General features: G+C 32.0%; 21 protein-coding genes, 1 pseudogene and 1 riboswitch. Of the genes and pseudogenes, 6 read left to right on the top strand and 16 right to left on the bottom strand.

The features are described 5' to 3' along the window. Positions 1-105: 105 nt before the first annotated feature. The 11 genes from BHY08_RS03110 to BHY08_RS03060 all read right to left on the bottom strand — a co-directional run bounded on the left by BHY08_RS03110 (position 106) and on the right by BHY08_RS03060 (position 11,808). On the bottom strand, positions 106-1,005 hold the full coding sequence (locus BHY08_RS03110; protein WP_071456484.1) for a phosphate ABC transporter substrate-binding protein PstS family protein: 900 nt from the start codon (positions 1,003-1,005) through the stop codon (positions 106-108). Positions 1,006-1,216: 211 nt separating this feature from the next. After that, entirely contained in the window at positions 1,217-2,482 is a 1,266-nt protein-coding gene (gene clpX / locus BHY08_RS03105; RefSeq protein ID WP_071456483.1) for an ATP-dependent Clp protease ATP-binding subunit ClpX, read from the bottom strand. Between the two features lie 151 nt (positions 2,483-2,633). Next, positions 2,634-3,917: a trigger factor gene (gene tig / locus BHY08_RS03100; protein WP_071456482.1), complete on the bottom strand. Its 1,284-nt coding sequence runs from the start codon at positions 3,915-3,917 to the stop codon at positions 2,634-2,636. A 108-nt stretch (positions 3,918-4,025) separates the two neighbouring features. Beyond that, positions 4,026-4,976: a hypothetical protein gene (locus BHY08_RS03095; RefSeq protein ID WP_071456481.1), complete on the bottom strand. Its 951-nt coding sequence runs from the start codon at positions 4,974-4,976 to the stop codon at positions 4,026-4,028. 75 nt (positions 4,977-5,051) lie between these two features. Next, positions 5,052-5,285 carry a YkuJ family protein gene (locus BHY08_RS03090; RefSeq protein ID WP_071456480.1) on the bottom strand — a complete coding sequence of 78 codons (234 nt, stop codon included), beginning with the start codon at positions 5,283-5,285 and terminating at the stop codon, positions 5,052-5,054. An 89-nt stretch (positions 5,286-5,374) separates the two neighbouring features. Further along, a complete protein-coding gene (locus tag BHY08_RS03085; RefSeq protein ID WP_071456479.1) occupies positions 5,375-6,241 on the bottom strand; it encodes an NAD(P)-dependent oxidoreductase in 867 nt (288 codons plus the stop codon). Between the two features lie 108 nt (positions 6,242-6,349). Further along, the gene (locus BHY08_RS03080) at positions 6,350-7,396 is read right to left on the bottom strand and encodes a lysylphosphatidylglycerol synthase transmembrane domain-containing protein (protein ID WP_071456478.1); all 1,047 of its coding nucleotides are present in this window, start codon (positions 7,394-7,396) and stop codon (positions 6,350-6,352) included. An 18-nt stretch (positions 7,397-7,414) separates the two neighbouring features. Beyond that, positions 7,415-8,620: a glycosyltransferase family 4 protein gene (locus BHY08_RS03075; RefSeq protein ID WP_071456477.1), complete on the bottom strand. Its 1,206-nt coding sequence runs from the start codon at positions 8,618-8,620 to the stop codon at positions 7,415-7,417. Further along, on the bottom strand, positions 8,621-9,649 hold the full coding sequence (locus BHY08_RS03070; RefSeq protein WP_071456476.1) for a glycosyltransferase family 4 protein: 1,029 nt from the start codon (positions 9,647-9,649) through the stop codon (positions 8,621-8,623). A gap of 171 nt (positions 9,650-9,820) precedes the next feature. Beyond that, a complete protein-coding gene (ptsP, locus tag BHY08_RS03065; protein WP_071456475.1) occupies positions 9,821-11,542 on the bottom strand; it encodes a phosphoenolpyruvate--protein phosphotransferase in 1,722 nt (573 codons plus the stop codon). Then, positions 11,542-11,808, bottom strand: a complete 267-nt coding sequence (locus BHY08_RS03060) for a phosphocarrier protein HPr (protein WP_071456474.1) — start codon at positions 11,806-11,808, stop codon at positions 11,542-11,544. Before BHY08_RS03060 ends, ptsP begins: the two co-directional genes overlap by 1 nt. A gap of 434 nt (positions 11,809-12,242) precedes the next feature. Between BHY08_RS03060 and BHY08_RS03055 the strand changes: the two genes are divergently transcribed. Continuing rightward, the gene (locus BHY08_RS03055) at positions 12,243-14,402 is read left to right on the top strand and encodes an ATP-dependent Clp protease ATP-binding subunit (protein ID WP_071456473.1); all 2,160 of its coding nucleotides are present in this window, start codon (positions 12,243-12,245) and stop codon (positions 14,400-14,402) included. Positions 14,403-14,518: 116 nt separating this feature from the next. Further along, the gene (locus tag BHY08_RS03050; protein ID WP_071456472.1) at positions 14,519-14,827 is read left to right on the top strand and encodes a DUF1827 family protein; all 309 of its coding nucleotides are present in this window, start codon (positions 14,519-14,521) and stop codon (positions 14,825-14,827) included. 54 nt (positions 14,828-14,881) lie between these two features. Here BHY08_RS03050 and BHY08_RS03045 read toward each other — a convergent pair whose 3' ends face one another. The 4 genes from BHY08_RS03045 to BHY08_RS03030 all read right to left on the bottom strand — a co-directional run bounded on the left by BHY08_RS03045 (position 14,882) and on the right by BHY08_RS03030 (position 18,646). Next, positions 14,882-16,327 carry a hypothetical protein gene (locus BHY08_RS03045; RefSeq protein WP_071456471.1) on the bottom strand — a complete coding sequence of 482 codons (1,446 nt, stop codon included), beginning with the start codon at positions 16,325-16,327 and terminating at the stop codon, positions 14,882-14,884. Then, entirely contained in the window at positions 16,324-16,872 is a 549-nt protein-coding gene (locus BHY08_RS03040; RefSeq protein ID WP_071456470.1) for a sigma-70 family RNA polymerase sigma factor, read from the bottom strand. The genes BHY08_RS03045 and BHY08_RS03040 overlap by 4 nt, the downstream gene beginning before the upstream one ends. 102 nt (positions 16,873-16,974) lie before the next feature. Beyond that, positions 16,975-18,060: a non-hydrolyzing UDP-N-acetylglucosamine 2-epimerase gene (gene wecB, locus BHY08_RS03035; RefSeq protein WP_071457815.1), complete on the bottom strand. Its 1,086-nt coding sequence runs from the start codon at positions 18,058-18,060 to the stop codon at positions 16,975-16,977. A 37-nt stretch (positions 18,061-18,097) separates the two neighbouring features. Beyond that, a complete protein-coding gene (locus BHY08_RS03030) occupies positions 18,098-18,646 on the bottom strand; it encodes a DUF3885 domain-containing protein (protein WP_071456469.1) in 549 nt (182 codons plus the stop codon). A 119-nt stretch (positions 18,647-18,765) separates the two neighbouring features. Further along, positions 18,766-18,869: riboswitch (guanidine-I (ykkC/yxkD leader) on the top strand. A gap of 56 nt (positions 18,870-18,925) precedes the next feature. Here BHY08_RS03030 and BHY08_RS03025 point away from each other — a divergent pair. The 4 genes and pseudogenes from BHY08_RS03025 (at position 18,926) to BHY08_RS03015 (ending at position 20,960) form a co-directional block, all read left to right on the top strand. Then, positions 18,926-19,264 carry a DMT family transporter gene (locus tag BHY08_RS03025; protein WP_071456468.1) on the top strand — a complete coding sequence of 113 codons (339 nt, stop codon included), beginning with the start codon at positions 18,926-18,928 and terminating at the stop codon, positions 19,262-19,264. 1 nt (position 19,265) lies between these two features. Further along, on the top strand, positions 19,266-19,580 hold the full coding sequence (locus BHY08_RS03020) for a DMT family transporter (protein ID WP_071456467.1): 315 nt from the start codon (positions 19,266-19,268) through the stop codon (positions 19,578-19,580). A 17-nt stretch (positions 19,581-19,597) separates the two neighbouring features. Continuing rightward, positions 19,598-19,687: pseudogene (locus tag BHY08_RS10915) on the top strand (ABC transporter ATP-binding protein); the annotation flags it as partial. A 223-nt stretch (positions 19,688-19,910) separates the two neighbouring features. Next, a complete protein-coding gene (locus BHY08_RS03015) occupies positions 19,911-20,960 on the top strand; it encodes a YncE family protein (RefSeq protein WP_071456466.1) in 1,050 nt (349 codons plus the stop codon). A gap of 71 nt (positions 20,961-21,031) precedes the next feature. On the opposite strand, the gene BHY08_RS03010 is transcribed toward BHY08_RS03015, so the two are convergent. Then, on the bottom strand, positions 21,032-23,032 hold the full coding sequence (locus tag BHY08_RS03010; RefSeq protein ID WP_071456465.1) for a hypothetical protein: 2,001 nt from the start codon (positions 23,030-23,032) through the stop codon (positions 21,032-21,034). Positions 23,033-23,047 lie beyond the last annotated feature (15 nt).

Raw genomic sequence — 23,047 nt, 5'->3', positions numbered from 1 at the left:
GTATACGTCCCTTCCTTATCCTATTTAATTTGTTCCATTATATCATAAGTTAATATAAATAGAGGGAATTAGGAGTATACGGAAGGAAGATGACTCATGATTCACTTATTTAATATTTCCATCCAAATCACGTTCTACCTTCATATCTGATATAGCAATATAACCTAATTCATTAACCACATTTTTTTGTACATCATCTGATTTCATGTAATCAAGGAAAGCTAGTACATCTTTACTTGCATCTTTTTGTGTATACATATGCTCATAAGCCCAAATTTTCCATGAATTGTCTAAAACTTTTTCATCTTTAGGTTCAACGTCATCAATTGAAAGTCCTAAAATACTGTCATCAATATAAGAAAACGCTAAATAGCTAATTGCTCCTGGTGTTTCAGAAACGATTTTTCTAACTGTACCTGAAGAGTCTTGTTCTTGTCCCTTAGCTGCTTTAGCTCCACCAATCCCCCACTTTTCAAAAGTTGCACGAGTACCACTTCCAGCTGCACGATTAATTAATTCAATCTTTTGATCTTTTCCACCAACTTCTTTCCAATTAGTCACTTTACCAGTAAAGATATCTTTTAATTGTTCTGATGTAATATTTTTAACACCGACGTCTTTGTTAACCACTGGTGCAACACCAACTACTGCAATTTTGTGATCTTCAATTTTAGACGCATCGATTCCATCTTTTTCTTCTGCATAGACATCTGAGTTACCAATGTCTACCGCACCTGTTGATACTTGAGTTAAGCCAGTACCACTGCCCCCACCTTGAACAGTGATTGTATAATTTGGATTATCAGTCATATAGATTTCAGCTACTTTTTCTACTAATGGTTGTAAAGCTGTTGATCCAACTGATGTAATGTCAACTTTTTTTGATGAGGATGATTTATCAGAACTATTTCCAGATAAACTACTATCAGCGTTATCTCCACTGCCACATCCCACCAATGTAAATAAAGCTCCTACTGTAATGACTGATAATAATTTTTTCTTCATTTTTTCAAAACTCCTTAAAAGTTATTTGTTTGTATTATTTGTACAAACAGAGTGTAACAATCTTTTGTAAAGTTTATAGTCTTGAAATTGTAAAATAAAGGTAAACTAATTGAAAATGACTAAAATTTTCAATTTTCTTCAAAAGAACGTAAATTTTATAACAATATTTACGTCAATCTAAACAATTATGACAAAAAAAAAGAAAGCAATTTTACTTGCTCTCTTTTTTTGAAGCTTTTAATTTCAATTCAGGTTCTAAATCACTTTCAACAGCTTCTTTAGTAATAATGACTTTCTCAACATCTTCACGAGTTGGAATTTCATACATAATTCCCATCATCACATGCTCAATGATTGAACGAAGCCCACGAGCTCCAGTATCACGTTCAATTGCCTGATTTGCAATTGCTTCTAACGCACCTGGTGTAAATTCCAATTCAACATCATCTAATGATAATAATTTTTTATATTGTTTCACTAATGCGTTTTTAGGTTCAGTTAAAATTCTAACCAAATCTTCACGTGTTAATTTTTCAAGAGATGCTGTGACAGGTAATCGACCAATAAATTCAGGAATCAAACCAAATTTTAGTAAATCTTCTGGAATGATTTGTGACATAATACTTTTTTCTTCATCTCGTTTGTTTTTATTAGTTGAGCCAAATCCAATCACTTTCTCACCTAAGCGTTCTTTTACGATCGTTTCGATACCATCAAATGCTCCACCAACAATGAATAAAATTTCAGATGTATCAATCTGAATTAATTCTTGTTGAGGATGTTTACGTCCTCCTTGAGGCGGCACACTAGCAACGGTTCCTTCTAATATTTTAAGTAAGGCTTGTTGTACACCTTCACCAGAAACATCACGTGTAATGGATACATTTTCACTTTTTCTAGCAATTTTATCAATTTCATCAATGTAGATAATTCCGCGTTGTGCTTTTTCAACATTAAAGTCAGCTGCTTGCAATAACTTTAAAAGAATGTTTTCAACATCTTCCCCAACATATCCAGCTTCAGTTAAACTAGTTGCGTCTGCAATAGCAAAGGGGACATTTAATGTTTTAGCAAGCGTTTGTGCTAAAAATGTTTTCCCAGATCCAGTTGGTCCAATCAAACAAATATTACTTTTTTGAAGTTCTACTTCATCAACTTCTTCATTATCTTCATCGATTGCCATTTGTTGCACTCGCTTGTAGTGGTTGTATACAGCAACTGATAGTACAATTTTTGCTCTTTCTTGACCCACAACATATTCATTTAACACATCTAATATTTCTTTTGGTTTTAAAACATTGATTAAATCAGATACTATCTCATCTTGCATCTCTTCATCAATAATTTCTTTGCATAAGTCAATACACTCGTTACATATATATACTCCAGGTCCTGCGACTAATTTCTTCACTTCATCTTGAGATTTTCCGCAAAACGAACAGCGTACTTCGTTATTTTCACCTGTATTGTCGTACATGTTTTCCCTCCTAATTGAAAAAAGACCTCATTTAAGGTCTATTTAACCAAAAGTCTCATCATCTTGTTTATAATAACATACTCTACTAGACAATGCATTAAAAAAGAAAAAACAAAGACAAGGCACATACACCTTGTCTTTTGGGTCTTTCCTAAGCTTCTTCTTTTACTGTTTTGACGATAGCATCAACAGCACGTTTCATCTTAATATCATGAGTTAACATTTCATCTGATAAAGCATTTCTTACAGCTGAAGCCTCCATGTTGTATTGAGATGCTAAATCATCAATCTCAGCTTGAATATCTTCGTCAGTTACGTCAAATTTTTCAGCTTCAACGATTGCTTCAATCACTAAGTTAGTTTTAACACGTGTTTCAGCTTCACCCTCAAATTGTTTATGCAAGTCTGCTTCAGTTGTTCCACTGATTTGGTAATATAATTCAGGTGAAATTCCTTGATTTTGCATGTTTGATAAAAATTCATTCATACCACGGTGAACTTCATCGTGAACCATTACTTCTGGTAATTCAACGATTTCAGCATTTTCAACTGCTTGAGAAATTGCTGCTTCTTCGATTGCTGCTTCAGCTGCAGCTTCTTTAGATGCCACTAATTCAGCTTTGATTTTTTCTTTTAATTCTGCTAGTGTTTCAACTTCGTCATCAACATCTTTAGCAAATTCATCATCTAATTCTGGTAATTCTTTTGCTTTTACTTCATGAACTGTTACTTTGAATACAGCTTCTTGTCCAGCTAAATCTTCAGCTTGGTATTCTTCTGGGAAAGTTACTTTAACTTCCACTTCATCTCCAGCTTTAGTCCCAACTAATTGTTCTTCAAAGCCTGGGATGAATGAGTTAGAACCTAATTCTAATGAATAGTTCTCACCTTTTCCACCTTCAAATGCCACATCATCTTTGAATCCTTCAAAGTCAATAACCACTGTGTCGCCATTTTCAGCAGCAGCTTCTTTAATCACTAATTCTGCTTGTGATTGTTGTTTTTGAGCTAAGTTTTCTTCAACTTCTTCATCAGTTACTGAGCGGTCTTGTTTGGGAACTGTTAAGTTTTTGTAGTCACCTAATTTAACTTCAGGTTTTACAACAACTTCTGCTGTGATAACCCATGGTTGACCTTTTTCCATTGATTCAACATTGATTTTTGGTTGAGCAACTGGCTCAATTCCCGCTTCTTCAATTGCTGCTTCATAAAGTTCAGGTAGAACAAAGTTTAATGCATCTTCATAAAGTGCTTCTTCACCATACATTTGGTTAAACATTTGGCGAGGTACTTTCCCTTTACGGAATCCTGGCACGTTTAAATCTTTCTTCACACGATCAAACGCTGCTTTTAACCCTTTTTCAATATGTTCTGTAGAAACTTCAAACGTTAAAACGCCATCGTTTGTTCCTTTTTTTTCCCATTTTGTAGACATATAATGTACCTCCAAGTTATCTATTCGTTAATAGTTTTTACACTATTTCATACCATACAATCTTACACTAAAGACCTTTAATTGTAAACATTTTTCACTAACAACTCACTATTTTGTCATCGTATTCATCATGATAGTATCTAAGTGTTGAATGCTAGATAAAATATGCATAGCTCGTTCTTCTACTCTGTTATCTAATGTTAGATCAAAACCGAAATAGATTAAATAAGCTTGTAACCAATCATCTACATTAACAATACACCGTTCTAAACATGGATACATCATACCTAAGTGAGCTTTTAAAACACCCAATACCATTTGCTCTTGGCTTGTATAGTTATCTTCCATATAGTGAGATAACTTTTGATACAAAGGATGTGTCAAAATTGTAGGCATCAATCGATCCGTATCATCTAGATTAACCGTCACTAACTGATTAAATACCGTAAGTACTTCAACTGTTGATTTCTCTTTTAATTGAACGAGTTCATCAATAAATTGATTTCTAATAAAAATAGAAACCTGGTCATCACACAAAATACGTTTAGTGACTATTTCGATAAAATCTGCTTTTGTTAAGTAATCACATTCTTTTGCCAACTTAATTTGTTGAACCATCTCTTCATTAACCAAGTTTTGACAACGAGAAACATGATGTCGATACTCGTTATTATCTACCATTGTCCAATAGTCTTGTGTTTTATCTAGTGTATCTTTAAACGCATCTTTTAATTGATGACTCTCATTTAGTTGAACGAACCATTTTTCAACTTGTAAAAATAATCGTTTCTTTAACAAAACATCCAAATAGATTGGTTGAAGCCTTTCGTGGTTTCGATAGTCTTGTTCGAACTCTTTGACATAATCTAATGCTTCATCAATCTGCCCTAGTTTTAATGATATTTTTACAAGATAAGTATTTACTTCTAGTGTTAACTCTTCTTGATAATGCCCTTTAAAACACTCTAAAGATTTTAAATAGTCCTGTTGGTCATAATATTTTTTTCCTAAATACAAAAGACGTTCTAATTCGTTAGGAAATTCAATTGTATCACCCATCTTATCTAACCTCCTTTTTTATTCTAAATAATCATAAAAAAAAAGTGCAACACATCCGTGCACACTTTTTAATCGTTAGTCTTGTAATAATTCAAAAATTTCTAAAGTGACTAAATCAATGTCATCAAATTGATAGACTTCTTGAGAACCTGCTTCTGTTAATTCAAACATCTCGCTATTCCCATCAAACGTCACGATGCATCGCTCTTGTCCTTCTCTTTCAAATCGACGAACTTGTACCTCATTGTCGCTAGATTCCACCATTGCATTCAATCGTTTAATAATTGCTGCTAACTGTGAACTTTTCATAGAGCTAGCCTCCTTCGCATTTCTTCTGTTTTATTGTAACAGAAACATACCTAACATGCATTGAAAAAATGCCTCATTTTATAACTTTTTTAAATATCCCACCAAAGTTTAATCAACGCTTGTGTTCCATCGTTTTCAAAACCTTGGTCAACTAATGCCTGATAAAGGTTTCTAGCTTCTTTTGTCGCTGGTAACTCAATTGACATTTTCTCAGCTTCTTCTAATGCAATATTTAAATCTTTTAAAAAGTGTTTCGCAAAAAATCCTGGCGTAAAATCTTCTTTTAAAATTCTTGGTGCATAGTTTGCTAAAGACCAGTTAGCTGCACTTCCCCCACCAACTGTATCCAATACTTTTGCTAGGTCTAAACCTGCTGACTTAGCATAAACCAATAATTCTGTCATACCTGTCATAGTCCCTGCAATCATAATTTGGTTTGCCATTTTAGTATGTTGACCACTTCCAGCTTTACCTTGTAAATTCACTTTACTACTGAAAACATTCAGTATCGGCTCAACTTTGTCATAAACTTCCTTCTTACCACCAACCATAGTAGTTAGAGTACCATTTTTAGCTCCTAAGTCTCCACCTGATACTGGCGCATCCAAACTTTCAGCTCCAAGTTCCAACGCAGTTTCTTCAATTTTTTTAGCTAAAGATGGTGTACTTGTCGTCATATCTATTACAATTTTTCCATCTACTTTTCCTGAGAACACACCATTTTCTCCATAATAAATCTCTTCAACGTCTTTTGGATAACCAACCATTGAAAAAATAACGTCACTTTTATTTGTCACGTCTTTTGGTGTATCTTGCCAAATAGCACCTTCTTTAAGCAATTCATCTGTTTTTGATTTTGTGCGATTGTATACGTTGACTGAATAGCCTGCTTTTAGTAAATGCTTAACGATTGATGCTCCCATGACACCTGTTCCGATAAATCCGATTGTTTCCATATCCTCACCCCATCTAATAAGTTTGTCTCTCTCCATTATAAGAAAACTAATTTATTTAATAAAGTCATATCACTTGTTTTTTACGGAATAAAAAAAACATCCAAGATGTTACTCGGATGCATCTAGATTGGCACGTTTCTTAACTTTAGGCTGTCCATTCTGATGGAAGGTTAATGCTACCAATCCTAGAATAATTCCTAAATAATATGTGACCCCTCGCCAAAGAAAAATTGCTAACACTAACTTACTTTGGGATAAGGTAAAGGTTCCAAATAATAAACTAAAACTATATTCAGCCCCACCAGTTCCTCCTGGGACAGGAAATAACGATATTAGCATGGTAATAAACGCATGAAGCACAACCACATGGAAAATACTCATTTCCTTAATACCTAACCCATATAAAATGAAGTATGGGATAATATAGTAAGATACTAACTGTAAAATAGTCAGTACGCTTACTTTAAACATCAATACCGGTTGCTCTCGCATATAACGACTTTCTTCATAAAATGTATCCATTTTTTCAACGGTTTTCTGATAGAGTGCATCAATTTTTTCACCCTTAGCAAACAGTCGAATACCTTTAAATATGATATCTACTAATTTTCTAGTAAATGAATACCAGTACATAATCATTAATAAACCGATCACAATCACAAAATGAATAATGAAACTTAATAAAATAAGTATCTTTAATTTTGATAAACTACTGGATAAAAAGCTATAGCCACCGATTAAACAAATGAGAAAATTGATAACTACCCAAACTTGATACACAACAAATTTCATTAAACTAACTGATGTTGCAACTCCTGTATCAACACCAAATTTAGCCATTGCTATTATTTGTGCTGGTTGTCCGCCGGTAGAAAACGGGGTAATCGCATTGAATAAATGTTCAATCAATGGGATTCGATAGCTTGTTGAAAAGCTAAATGACGGATTGCTTCTTTTTAACAACACTTGAACTATTTTAGCTTCTATCCCCCAATAAACAAGGACACATAAGATAGAAACAACTATCCACCACCAATTTATACTAGAAAACTCTGCTGCCATATCTTCTAAGCTGACCTTTTTCATTTCGTTTCCAATTACTATTAGACCTAAAATGACCGCTAATATTAGGTACCACCTATTTTTTTTGGTCATAGAGTTCCTCCTATCACACTACTTTTTAAATAATTTTAATGAATAGATGCTACTATCTTCTTCATAACCTTGATGTCTTTCTTCAAAATATATAAGTGCTTTCTGATAAAAGTCTTCAACTTTTTTACCGAATGCCTCGCTTGAAATATCGTATAATTTATCTTTTAATACTTCTTGATCTGATACAATGTCTTCTCTTATATAATCAATTAGTGTATCAGCAAAATCGACATTATCGGCATAAGTGACACCTAAACTTTTATCATTAAGTAAATCATCTAAATATTCATTTCCTTTTGCTACAACTTTTGTTTTTGCCGCCATAGCTTCTGTATACGTCAATCCTTGTGTTTCAGAGTCTGAAGCACTGACAAAATAATCAGCAGCCTGATAAAATGGTGCAATATCTTTATTAGGAATCTCGCCTGCAAAAATGACATAGTCTGTGAGTGATAACTCTTCCACTTGTTTTTCTAGTTTACTCTTAAATGGTCCATCACCAACAACTAAAAGTTTTACATGCGGTAATTCTTCCACAACCTTCGATAAGCCACTTATAATAGTTTGAATATTCTTCTCATAAGATATACGGCTCACAGAAAGTAATAAACAATCGTTAGAATTTATCTGATACTGCTCCTTTACTTCGTTAATTAATTTTTCCTCTACCGGTTTAAATTGTGACACGTTTATTCCTGTCGGGATAACAGACATCGGACGTTCTATTCCATACTCTTTTAATTTAGTTACCACACGTTGACTAGGGCAAATAATACCTGACATATGATTAGTATATAATTTCGATAATTGCTTAACATGTACGGGTTTCAATACTTTTCCCTTCGCTATATAATGTAGATAATCTTCATACATAGTATGATATGTGTGAACGACAGGAATATTTAACGCTTTAGCTGTTTGTTTACCTAAGACTCCCACTCCAAATTCTGTATGCGTGTGTACAATATCTAAGTCGATTTCTTTAGCAATATGATAGGCATACAACATTCCCCTTATCACAACACGCCTATCTTTAAATGAAACAAACGGAATACTAGGCATTCGTATGATTCTTGATTCTACTTCTTTTGCATCGGGATCTGTTGTGGTGAAAATATACACGTCATGCCCTAATTTCTCAAGTTCATCTTTAAGTGTTTTTATTGAAGTCGATACTCCACTAACTTGAGGAAAATATGTATCCGTAAAAAAACCTATTTTCACTTATTTCTCCTCCTTAGCATTCTTTTTATAGTAGTCATACCAGATTTTCGCAACATTTTCTTCACTATAATATAAAGCTGATTTTTTTGATTTCTGTTGATAGTCTTCTAATATTTCTGGGTTTTTTCTTATCATTTTAATGGCATCGTTCATGTCATCAATATCTTGTGTCGAAATATATTGGTTATCAATAATAGCATGGTATAATTCTAAATCTCGTAACATGACAGGTGTACCACAATTAAAAGCTTCTAAAATACTCATTGGAAATAATTCATTATAGGAAGGTAGTAAGAAAATATCAGCTAAATTATATAATCGCATAATTTCTTCTCTATCTACAATTCCAGTAAATAATAAGTTATCAGGCGGATTATCATATATTTTTTTATACCGATCATATCCATCTGTTATTTTTCCAAAAGAAAAGCCTCCTGCCCAAATAAATTGAACATCTGGATTATCAATAGCTAATTGAACAAAATCATCAATTCCTTTTCTTTGTTGGATTTGACCTGTTCCTAAAATAACTAGACGATCCTCAGCTATCTTATATTTTTCTCGCCATGATTTTTTTTCTTCAGACGTTGCTTCATAAAATTTCTTATTTGAAACAAAATTTGGAATATAAGTAATTCGCTCTTCTTTTAAACCAGCTGCTACTAACTTAGGAATAAAGGTTGGATTAACAACAACTAATTGATCCATTCTCCCATAAAAGCTGATTAAATACCAATCAAATATTTTTTTAAATGGTGAGAAAAGATTTAAACTACCTTCCAATGTTTCTGGTAAAAAATGAACATATCCAATCGTTATTCCACGTTTCTTTTTATGAAAAGTAGACAGATAAAATTGTGGATCTACAGTATGATAGTGTGAAATATCTGCTTGACTATATTTATTAATTGAAATATCAAATTCAGTTGAAAAATGTTTATTGAGCATATTAACTAACTCGGTATAAGCACTACCAACTCCCTGTCCCTTCACTTTATCAGCTGATGAAAACATATTTATCCTTAACAAAAAATCCACTCCTAATATCTACTATAATACGTAAAATAATACCACAATTCATCATCCTACAGACTCATTTTATATCGAAATTTATACATCATTATACATCTTAACACGTAATAATAAAAAAAAACTATAATTTACTGTTTAAAAACAGTAAATTATAGTTTTCAGATTACATTACTTAGTATATTCTTCAACTAAGGCAACAACTTCATCAGCCGTATCACATTCTGTGATCGCTTTTTCAGCTAATTCTGCCATTTTCTTAGAATCAAGACGACTCATTAAACTACGTGTACGTAAGATACTTGTTGCACTCATAGAAAATTCGTCTAATCCTAATCCAACTAATAATGGTACAGCTGTTTGATCTCCAGCCATCTCTCCACACATACCAGCCCATTTACCTTCAGCATGAGCTGAATCAATGACGTTTTTAATTAAACGTAAAATTGCAGGATTATATGGTTGATATAAGTAAGAAACACGTTCGTTCATACGGTCTGCTGCCATTGTATATTGAATTAAATCATTTGTTCCAATACTAAAGAAATCAACTTCTTTAGCGAAACGATCAGCAATTACTGCCGCAGCTGGAATTTCAATCATAATACCTACTTGGATATCATCAGAAACGTCCACACCTTCAGCAACTAATTTAGCTTTTTCTTCTTCAAGCAACGCTTTAGCTTCTCTAAATTCAGCTAAAGTAGCAATCATTGGGAACATAATACGTAAGTTTCCATATACAGAAGCACGTAGCAATGCACGTAATTGTGTACGGAACATTTGATCTTCGGCTAAACAAATACGGATAGCACGGTATCCTAGGAATGGGTTCATCTCTTCAGGGAATTTCAAGTAAGGTAATTCTTTATCCCCACCAATATCCATCGTACGAACCACAACTGGTTTACCTTCCATACCTTCCAAGACAGCTTTATACGCTTCAAACTGTTCGTCTTCAGTTGGAAAATCAGGAGAGTCCATGTACAAGAATTCAGTACGGTATAAACCAACTGCCTCTCCACCATGACTTAAGACACCATCTAAATCTTTAGGTGTTCCGATATTTCCAGCTAATTCTAAATGTTTACCATCAGCTGTCACTGTTTTAGCATGTTTTAATTTGTCCCATTCAGCTTTCAATTCATTGAATGCTTTTTCTTTTGCTTTAAAATCAGCAACCTGTGCTTCAGTTGGGGTAACGATAACGTCTCCTTCACTTCCATCAACAGCTAAAACGTCACCTTCTACAACATACTCAGTAATGTCTTTTGTTCCAACAACTGCTGGAATTTCTAAAGAACGAGCCATGATAGCAGAGTGAGATGTACGTCCGCCAATATTAGTTACAAAAGCACGAACAAAATTACGATCTAATTGTGCTGTATCACTTGGAGTTAAATCTTCAGCAACAATAATGACTTCTTCGTCAATCATTGTTAAATCAGGTAATTTAACACCTAACAAATGACTCATAACACGTTTTGTTACGTCACGAATATCAGCAGCTCTTTCTTGCATGTAAGGGTTATCTTCCATAGCCTCAAACATTCCAATAAACATGTCTGTAACTTCTTTTAATGCTGATTCAGCATTAACTTTGTTATCTTTGATATTTCCTTCAATTGCACTGATTAATTCAGGGTCAGATAAAACCATTAAGTGAGCATCAAAAACTTGTGCTTCTTCTTCACCTAAAGTTTTCACCGCTTTGTCTCTGATTGCTTGCAAATCTTTAGTTGATTGACTAAGAGCATCTGAAAGACGTGCTGCTTCGGCTTCAACGTTTTCAACTGAACGTTTTTCAAATGATAAATCCGGCTCAACTAAAAGATATGCTTTAGCAACTGCAATACCATCACTAACTGCAATACCTTTCAATTGTTTAGTCATTATTCAGATAGCCCTTCTTTTTTCATTGTTTCTTCGATAGCTGCGATTGCGTCTGCTTCGTCAGCACCTTCAGCTGTAATTGTAACGTCAGCACCTTGGCCAACACCTAAAGACATGACACCCATAATTGATTTTAAGTTTACAGATTTACCTTTATATTCTAAGTTAACATCTGAACTAAATTTGCTAGCTGTTTGCACCAATAAAGTTGCTGGTCTAGCGTGAATACCTGTATCTGCTACTACGTGAAATTCTTTTTTTTCCATAATTATCTTCTCCTTTGTCATGTGAAAAATTTTTATGATGGATTATTTATTTAAACAAAAATTGTCCTAAAAAAATAACCCTTTCAATGATAAAGAATACCATGTTTTTCTATTACTTACAACTTTTTTCCCATGTTCTCTATAGAACTTTAAAAAGCTTTTATAAACTTTTCATCTCCATTTCAGAAAATAATTCGAATTTAATTCATAATTATTTTGATATATTCCTTTTTTTGTGTACTAAATAGCCATTTCAAACTTTATGTTAAAAAAACGTTTTTTGGTACAAGTGATTTTCAACGAATGTTACACCTTTTCAATCAATAAAAAGAGCATAATTTTTGCTTCTTATATTCAAAAATTATATAATAATCATAAGGTCAAAACAGGTCAAACTGTTTTGGTAAATCATTTGATTAAAGGAGGATTTACCTATGATATGTAAAAACTGTAAAAAGAATGATGCAACAATTCACTTACACGCATCAGTTAATGGAGAGAAACAACAAATAGATTTATGCCAACAATGTTATCGTGACTTAAAATCTCAAGAAGATCAAATGAATCGGGAAAAATTTGCTCAAGATCCTTATGGTTTTGGTCAATTAAATGATTTTTTCAAACAGTTGGCCCAACAATCAATGAAACAAGTGCAACAACCAACTATGCAAGCTCAACAAGGTGGTGGTGGAAATGCTTCTATCCTGGTAGAATACGGGGAGAACCTAACACAACTTGCTCGTGATGGAAAAATTGATCCGGTCATCGGTCGAGATGCTGAAATTAAACGTGTGATAGAAATATTAAATAGACGAACTAAAAACAATCCAGTACTTATTGGTGAACCTGGTGTTGGTAAAACCGCGGTCGTTGAAGGGTTAGCGTTAAGTATTATTAATGGTGATGTCCCACAAAAATTAGAGAATAAAGAAGTCATTCGTCTTGATGTTGTGTCACTTGTTCAAGGAACAGGTGTTAGAGGCCAGTTTGAAGAACGGATGAAACAACTGATTACTGAACTAAAAGAACAAAAGAATGTCATTTTATTTATTGATGAAATCCATGAAATTGTTGGAGCTGGTTCTGTCAACGATGGCTCGATGGATGCTGGCAATATCTTGAAACCAGCCTTAGCTCGTGGTGAATTACAATTAGTTGGCGCAACAACATTTAATGAATATCGTATCATCGAAAAAGATGCAGCACTTGAACGACGTTTACAACCTGTAAAAGTTGATGAACCTACTATTGAAGAAACCATTCATATATTAAAAGGTATTCAAGAAAAATATGAAAATTACCATCATGTGAAATACACAGATGAAGCCATCGAGGGGGCTGTACACTTATCTAGTCGTTTTATGCAAGACAGACATTTACCGGATAAAGCTATCGACTTACTAGATGAAACAGGTTCTAAGAAAAATTTAACCATTCCTTCTATTGATCCAAAAATTTTAAATTCTAGAATTGCACGAGCTGAAGCTAACAAACAAATTGCTTCAGAAGAAGAAGATTTTGAAAAAGCGGCTTATTACCGTGATCAAATCAAAAAATTGGAAGACTTGAAAATTCACCAAGTATCTGAAGATAGTATGCCTACTGTCACAATAAACGACATGGAAGAAACCGTGGAAACCATGACAGGAATTCCGGTTGGTAAATTAAAAGAAACAGAGCAACAACAAATGAAACATTTAGCAAGTGATTTGAAAAAACATGTCATTGGGCAAGATGATGCCATTGATAAAGTATCACGTGCTATTAGACGAAATCGAATTGGTTTAGGAAATAAAAATCGTCCGATTGGTTCATTTCTTTTTGTTGGACCGACTGGTGTTGGTAAAACTGAGCTAGCAAAACAACTAGCGACAGAGTTATTTGGGCATGAATCTAACATGGTTCGTTTTGATATGAGTGAATACATGGAAAAACATAGTGTGTCTAAATTAATTGGCTCACCACCTGGTTATGTTGGTTACAATGAAGCAGGACAATTAACTGAAAGAGTGAGAAGAAATCCCTATAGTTTAATTCTATTAGATGAAGTCGAAAAAGCTCATCCAGATGTTTTACATCTATTCCTTCAAATCCTTGAAGATGGACGATTGACAGATGCGAAAGGTAGAACTGTTAGTTTTAAAGATACTTTAATAATCATGACAAGTAATGCTGGAACTCAAAATGTTGAAGCAAGTGTTGGATTTGGTGCTATCAAAGAAGGGACTACTCAATCAGTTCTAAACCAGTTAACTCATTACTTTAAGCCAGAATTTCTAAATCGATTTGATGGAATTATCGAATTTAAACCCTTAAGTAAAGAAAATCTATTGTCTATTGTGTCATTAATGCTTGATGAGATAAACATAAAATTACAAGAACAAGGTATTCATATTGATACGACTGAAGAAACAAAAGAAAAATTAGTTGAACTTGGTTACGATCAAGCTATGGGTGCAAGACCTCTTAGACGTACCATTCAAGAATATATTGAAGACGGGATTGCTGATTGTTATTTAGATAACCCTTCTGCAAAAAGATTATCTGCTGATTTAGTAGATGATACTATTACAATAACTGAACAAATGAACTAATACATGTTTTAAGGAGAAAAATCTTCCTATATATGGGAAGGTTTTCTCCTTAATTTTTAATCATTGTGGTATAATTAATCTATAGAAAAGGATACAACTAAATTGGGGTGATATTAATGAAATTGATTGATGTTACAAATAGTTATGCTACTTTGGTTTCTAAACAATTGGAAAACACAGATGCTAGATTTGTCAGTGTCTATTCATTAGGTAAAACATTAGTGATTCACAGTACGGCAGACACTCATATCGATGTTGTTTTAGTGAATAAGACACGTGATATTAAAGATTTAGAACTAAATGCTGTATTAGAAGAACTATTACATACCACAGTGGATAATCCAGAGTTAGAAATCATTCGAACACACGGTGTTATAGAAGTTGAAATTCCTGTCAAACCGAAAAAAACAAAAAAAATTAGTTAAATAAAACCATTCCTATGCTTTAATTGTCGTTTGCACAGGAATGTTTTTATTTTTTTATTCTACTTTGAGTGTTTGTCCATTAATGATAACAGAGTCAATGTCACTTAATTCAGTGTAATCATATATCAAGGATACGTGGCTTTCTCCGTTTTCAGTGTATATATTACCGTCACCATCTTTTGTTAAATCAATTATCTCCCCATCTTTTTTAACTAGTTTTACATCTAAATTCAACTCCTTCATTTTTTCTGGAGAAGAATTTTTTACATCAAAACTTAAAGATAAACCGGATAGATTTATATTAGATAATGCTAAGTTTTCCTTTTTAAGTGTGATATCTTTTAATACTTTTCTTTCTATTTCTTTTGGTTCTTTCAATTTTATTGCCCAATTACCAGAAACAACTGTTTGAGTTTTTGCAGATTCTACTTTTAAATCATAATTTTGTAACTCTGATTCTTTGATATCAAAAACAAATTCCTCATAATCACTTTTTCCTGTTTCGTTTTTATGTGTTTCATTATTATAAGCTGAATAAGAAGCAATGTATGGCCATAACTTATTACCATTTCTTTCTGGTTTTTTTTCACTAGAATTTTTAAGTTGAAAATCTAAGTTTAAGAAATTGTACGCTTTTATATTGGGCCATTTCACCAAAATATGTAATAAGCCGTCTTTATAAGCCATATTTTCAATAAAATAATCTTCGCCAGGAATTAATGGAATCGATAATCGTTTGTTCGGTAAGTATTCACTATACAACGCCTCATAGTTGACATTCAATTTCTCTAGAATTGAATCCTCAACACTTCCACCTCCTACTCCACTTTTTCCATCATATTTTTTCCATTTAACATTTGTCGCCAAATTTTTTTTCCAATCAATTGATACAATATTTTCCATTTCTTTGGTATGAGAACCAAAGCATGTTAGTATAAACCCAGTATCTTTATGTTCTTCCCAAGATACAGAACTGACTAATAACGTCGCTGTCTTTGTTTTTGTATCATAGTTAATCACTTGCGTGTTCCCACCATTTAACATGGACCAATCCTCAATAATGGTATCTTCAGACAATCTATCCCCAGTTAAATCTTGCAATTCCATTAAAACATAAGTGGTATTACCATCTTTGAATGTATTTTTAGCCGGTAATTTTAATCCTTGATCTTCTACTGAATAATCAAGTTTTTCTGCATCTACTAATATCTTATCTGCTTCTGTACCAAAAGCTTTGGTATAAGCTACTTTTATTGTATCTAACTGCGTATACCCAACCATCAAACTAAGCACTGCCACTGCCCCAAGAATAGCTGCCCATTTTTTCTTTTTAGGTTTTAGTGGTTTGACTTTCTCTGCTTTTTTATTGATATCTTCAAATACTGTTTGTTTTATTTTTTCTTTTGACTCATTAGGCATCTCTTGATTCATTTGCGCCAACAATTCATCTAATTGCTCATCTGTTAATTCTTCAAATGGTTCTTTTTGATATTTATTCATCCCAATTCTCCTCCTAATTCTTTAAACTGTTTTTGTAGTTGTTTCTTACCTTGATACAGTTTATTATCAATTAGTTTTGAGTCATAACCTGTCTTTTCTTGAATGTCTTTTGGTTTCATTTCATAGAAATAACGTTTAATAATAATTTCTCTCATAGGTTTTTCAAGTGTCATAACCGCTTGATAAAAAGCTTGCCAATCCATGTTACTTTCTTCTTTTGTTAATGTGGCTGTGATACTATCATCTAACTCTACTGTCATATCTTTAGCTACTTGTTTCAGTTTATTTAACGCCATACTTCGTGTCATCATGCATAGATACGTTTTTAACGTGCCTTTACTTGGATCAAACCCCTTTGGATTTTTCCATAGTCTAACAAACACATCACTGACTAACTCCTCAATATCTTGAATTCCCATGTCTTGCTGATGGTTTAGATACTTTGAACCAACTGCCCACAATAGCTTCGTGTATGTATCCATCAATTGACTCAATGCTTCTTCATCTTTATTAAGCAAGCTAGTCAGGTATTCTTCATCTGTCATGTTATCTCCTCCTTTTGTTTCTCACTTACAGTACAATGATTTTTATTAAATTCCTTAGATGCATAAAAAAAGTTCTAGAGAAATCTCTAAAACTTTTGTTTGTTATAGTTTCTTCTTTAAAATAGTCGTAATTTGTTGTGAAGCTGTCCCATCACCATAGGGATTACTAGCAGTCGACATCTCAAGATACGTTGCTTCATTTGTTAGTAAGTTGTCTAGTGCTTCATAAATGATGTCTTCTTTTGTTCCAACTAGTTTTAATGTCCCTGCTTTTATTCCCTCAGGTCTTTCTGTTGTGTCACGCATGACTAACACAGGCTTACCAAGCGAAGGGGCTTCTTCTTGTATTCCACCACTATCGGTTATAATCAAATAACTTTTAGCAAGTAAGTTATGGAAATCTATCACATCCATTGGTGGAATTAATTTAACTCGATTCGTCTGACCAAATACTTCTTTGGCAAGTATCTGAATGGAAGGATTCATATGGATCGGGTATACTACTTTAACGTCTTCATGTTTATCAACCACTCGTTTGACAGCTTGAAACATTTCTTTCATCGGTTTTCCTTGATTTTCTCGTCTATGAGCTGTTAGTACGATTAGTCGGCTATCTCCTACCCACTCTAATATCTCACTAGCATATTCATTTTTAACCGTTGTTTTTAGCGCATCAATCGCTGTATTTCCTGTGACAAATACTGTGTCTTCTTTTTTTCCTTCATTAAGCAAGGTTTCTTTTGCTTGATTAGTTGGTGCAAAATCAAGTGATGACATCAAACTAATTGACTGCCTGTTAAATTCTTCAGGAAATGGTGACGAAATATTATGCGTACGCAGGCCTGCTTCAACATGCCCTACTGGTATTTGAAGATAAAACGCAGCTAAAGCTGATGCATAAGACGTACTCGTATCACCATGAACCAGTACCATATCAGGTGTTTCTTTTATTAAAATAGGTTTGATTTTTTCTAAAATATTTGTCGTGACATCAAATAGATCTTGTTGTGATTTCATAATATCCAAATCATATTTGGGTACTACATGAAACACACTCAATACTTGATCCAGCATTTCCCTATGTTGTCCTGTCACACAGACGACCGTTTCAAATTCATCCTGTTTTTCTAATTCATTAACAAGTGGGCACATTTTTATGGCTTCTGGACGTGTGCCAAACACTAACATTACTTTTTTCTTCAATTTTGGTCACCTCGTTATTTAATTAGTTGCTTATTTTCATTTTGTCGTCACTATAAATGATATATCCCCTATCATCATATATATGTATCATCGTATCAGTTGTCGGGCTAATGATATATATGTCAGGTGTTTTAAAAGAATTCTTTGTCTTAAACTGCGGTTGTCTATCTGGAAAATCTTGATTAATCAGACTAAGTATCAACTGCTTCCACTTTATATTGGAGTAAGTTGTTTCAATTTGCAATCGCAGATAAGTATCTATATCATCATTAAGATAATCAAATGTTTGTTCAGATAAGGTGATTTCTCTTATATTTTTCACTATTTTATGGAGAATTTTATCTGTTTTATTTTTGTTACATAGCGGATATTTATTTATTAAAAGAATTACCTTATCATCTTTAAAAAATAAATCAGTTAAGATACTTTTTAATGTTGTATATGTAAGAAAAAACATCTCCTCATTATATGAGCTATCCTCTAAAAATTGATACATATTAGGATGCAAATCCACTGCTTCTTGATAAGAAAATAATATCTCTAGACGATCAGTTTGTAAAAAATCTTTCATACTCTCATACCTTTTTAATCCATATTACCATGAATGAAGCAAACAAACGATACATTCTATTACTTTAACCTGAGTTGACGAGTGATTCATAGTTTGATAAAATGACAACCAATTACATACACTAAGTTTTCTAGGGTTCCGTAATATCGCTGTATTAGTCTGGTCCAAGAGAAAACTCATAGATAATTTATCTATGTCACGGAAGGACAAAAGCCTGGGAGATACTGTTTTTTTACAGTGTCTTTCAGGCTTTTTTATTTTTAGTTAGGAGGAAAGAAAATGAAAAAAGAATGGTTAAAGGTCGTAACAGCCGCAATGTTAGAAATATTTTGGGTCATTGGGTTAACTCACTCAACAACTATTTTCCAGTGGGGATTGACTATCTTACTTATTATTATCAGTAATTGGTTAATGATTTCAGCAACTTCTAAACTACCTACTGGAACAGTTTATGCTGTATTTGTCGGACTTGGAACAGTAGGAATTGTTTTATCAGACGTCCTATTTTTCGGAGCAACACTAAATTGGCTAAAATTATTACTTATTTTACTGCTGATTGGTGGTGTTATTGGTCTAAAACTTTTAACGCCAGAAAAAAATGTTATGGAGGAAAAATAAAATGGATTGGATAATACTGATTGTCGCTGGCTTTTTTGAAATGTTTGGTGTCGCAATGATTAATCGCTTATCAATAAAACGGACTTTTTCAACCGTTCTACTAATTATTATAGGATTTAGTTTTAGTTTTTTCTTACTGAGTTTGGCATTAAAATATATCCCCATGGGAACAGGTTATGCTATTTGGACAGGTATTGGTGTTATTGGGAGTACCTTTATAGGGATGATTTATTTTGGCGAATCAAAAAATTGGAAACGATTATTGTGTATCTTAGTCATTCTATTATCGGCCATCGGATTAAAAATAATTGGATAAGACAAATAAAATACGATCGAAAAAATGATGGATCTACCATTTTTCAATCGTACAATTTATTGCCTTACCTGTCTGCCTTAGATAAAGTTTTAACTGATATGTACATTTAAACTCAAGTAGATAATAAAAAAGAGTATGCTTTAGAACACTTAAATGATGTTGCAAAAACATGCGATGCTATCTACGAATTTAAAAATAAATAATTTGGATTAGTAAAATAAAAGGATTGATAATCAATTTAGTCCTTTTTATTTACCTATAAAAAATACATTGTGTTTCAAATATCTATCCGTTATGCTAAGAATATCATATAAAAAAGGACGATATTTAATGAACAAACTATCCTTAACTATCCTAACGATTTCATTATTTTTTATTAGCGCTTGTCAATCTTCTTCTAAATTAACAGAACAAAAAGATGTTACTAAACAAGCGAAAGAATTAAAAGAAAACTACGCAGACTTTTATAACTTAAGTTATTTTTCCGATGTATCAAACGGTGATACCTATCCTGTACCTGGGCTCAAGGAAACGATTGTTCCATTACTTGATGAACCTGGTAAAAAAAGTGTCAGTCAATCTATGGATCCACAAGGTGTAACGATTGCAGAGGATTATTTATTAATTTCATCTTATAGTCATGATGATACTCACCATTCTGTTGTCTATGTCCTAGATAAAAACACTCACAAATACATTAAAACCATTATTTTAAAAGGTCACCCTCATGTAGGAGGTATTACCTATGATCCTATGGCAAAAAATATTTGGGTATGTTCTTCAACAGATTCTAATAAAGCTGAACTCGTGGCTTTTTCAATGGATAAATTAAAAGCATACAACATGGAAGAACATTATGAACCCATTGTCTATGACCAAGAAATCACATTAGATGGTATTAAACGGTCATCTTACGTCACTTATCATGATAAAGCCCTTTATGTTGGTTACTTTTCTGTCAATCACAAAGCCGTTTTAGAAAAATATCAATTTAACGACGATGGCGTATTTGATACAACATTACATGGAAAAAAAGAACTGATAGATGATGATACAACTCTTTCTCCTGAAGAAAAATTACATGTTGGAACACAAATTCAGGGTATTACTTTTTATAAAAATTATATGCTTTTATCACGTTCTTACGGGGATAAAAACTCGAAAATACTTGTCTACGAATTAGATGACAATGATTTATTCCTCGAAAAAGATGCCATAAAAACGATAGAAGCTCCACCTTACTTAGAACAAATTTCCGTATCAGGTGACAAACTCTACACAATTTTTGAATCTGGTACGCAACGTTTCAGAGATAAAAAAGGGTTGACTGTTGTGAATTATGTCGTGCCATTGGATATGGAGAAGATTGCAAAAAATTGATTGTCAAAAAAAGGATACTCCAAATCAGAGTATCCTTTTTTGACATATTTTGAATTAAATTTATAGTCTGACTATAAGTTCTCATCATTAATAATTCTTAATTCCTCGTTTATTTTAATTACATATACTACTATTATAATTAAGGCTAAATAATACTCCTCTTCATTTTCCTCTATAACAGCACCATGTAAATACTTGTTTCTTAACCCCAATGCATTATCAAATTCTGAATTATTTAATATATAATTGAGATAATCTATTTCTGGCCTTGAAAAGAGGGTATCTTCATAATTTAATAAACCATCATCTATCATTTGATCAATTATTTTTTGCTTTTCTTTTAATATTTTTTTACTACTCACTTTGTGATTTAGATAATAGTAATTATCTACCCCATATTGGTATATATTTTGTAAAATAAGTATTTTCCAACTTTGTTGTTGAGTTAAATATATTCTTTGTTGACTATCTAATGAAACTATTTCGTTATTAATCAGAAAATCAATTGCAGCAATTTGATAACTATGAAAATCACTCCTCTTTATTTTATTTTTATTTAATAATTCTATAAAGTCATTTCCTTTAATATATTCATTAATATATATAATTCCTGATTGGTCTGAGAATAATAAAAATAAAACCTGATTAATATTTTCATTTTTTGAATTTACATATATATTTTTTCTACGTAATTTACTTTTTAGAGAACTAAATGAAGGGGTAAATTCTAATTCAAATAGTTCTTTATCCACTTTGTTTTCTTCTACATACAATTTCCATTGTTTTCTAATCTGCTCTTCTAAAGTAAATAAATTTTTTGTCTGAATATGTAATTTTTCAAATTGATTTGAAAAATCTAACGGTAACCAATCTATCATAAATCTTTCTTTACAATAATTTGAAAAAAAATAAACTACTAACTCTTCAATTCTATAATTATGAATCTCCTGTAGTTTTTTCTGATATATTTTAAAACTTAATAATTGTAAGGTATTTTTATTATGAAAATAAATACTTGTCTCATAATTTTTTTTAGTTTTAGCACCAGAAAATAATCTCATTAATGTTGTACTTTCAATATTAGGAAAACTACAAAGATTCAATACCCAATTATCCGTAAAAAAACCATTAAAATACATCATATATTGTAATAAGTTTTCTTTTAATTTTTCAATTTTAATAAATTCTACGTCAATTAAGCTCTTAAATATTACATTAGAATTATTGTACTCACTCTCTTCAGTATAAATACAAATACTTTGTTCAAAGACATGTTCTTTATCTGCTAATATTTTAGTTTCAATTTGTTCAGCTCTTTTTTTTGCTTTTGCCTTTACCTTCGGGTTTATTACAAATTCTTTAAACCCTTGTATACCATTAGAGACTATACGAAGATAATTTAAATCTGCATGTTCAGATTCTATATATCGTTCACATAGTTGATACAATTCTTTATTAGATACACTTGAAGGAATGGATATAATTCTGCCTTCATCTATATAACTGGTTAACAGAAGTTCAATATTTTTAGATGATTCTAAATATTTTTTTCTTATTAAACTACTATAATTATCTATAAAATAATTAGTTCTCAAAAAAAATTCTATACTTATTTCATATTTTTCTATAATATCTTGTAATTCTTTTTCATTAATTATTTCATGTAATTTATATTTTTCAAAGCACTCTATGAAATCTTTTCTATATATCTGATAATTATTTTTATCTACATTATCTTCAAAGATAATTTTTTCAGACCTATATTCGTAAAAATCAATATTCTCCCATAAAAAGAACAATCTGAAAAAATCTGAAATATCTTGTTTATCAACCTCTTTAAAAAATTGATTTAATTTCTTCTTAAAAACTTTGGATGCTACTTTCATTTCTTCAATAGATATTTCATTAACAAATATTTTCATCTCTATAAATTTTAAAGCATTGTAGATTTCTACTATGCTTATAATATTACTATAATCGAGATTTTTATATTCTTTGATTAATTCTCTAAATCTTTCAAAATGAAATCCTATAGATAAGTCTGATGGACTATAATACTTAATTCTTTTCATACATATGATCCTCCT

The organism is Vagococcus teuberi (assembly GCF_001870205.1).
Taxonomy (GTDB): Bacteria; Bacillota; Bacilli; order Lactobacillales; family Vagococcaceae; genus Vagococcus; species Vagococcus teuberi.
Note: the sequence above shows the minus strand (reverse complement) of the source record. Positions and strands in the feature narration are given on the sequence as shown.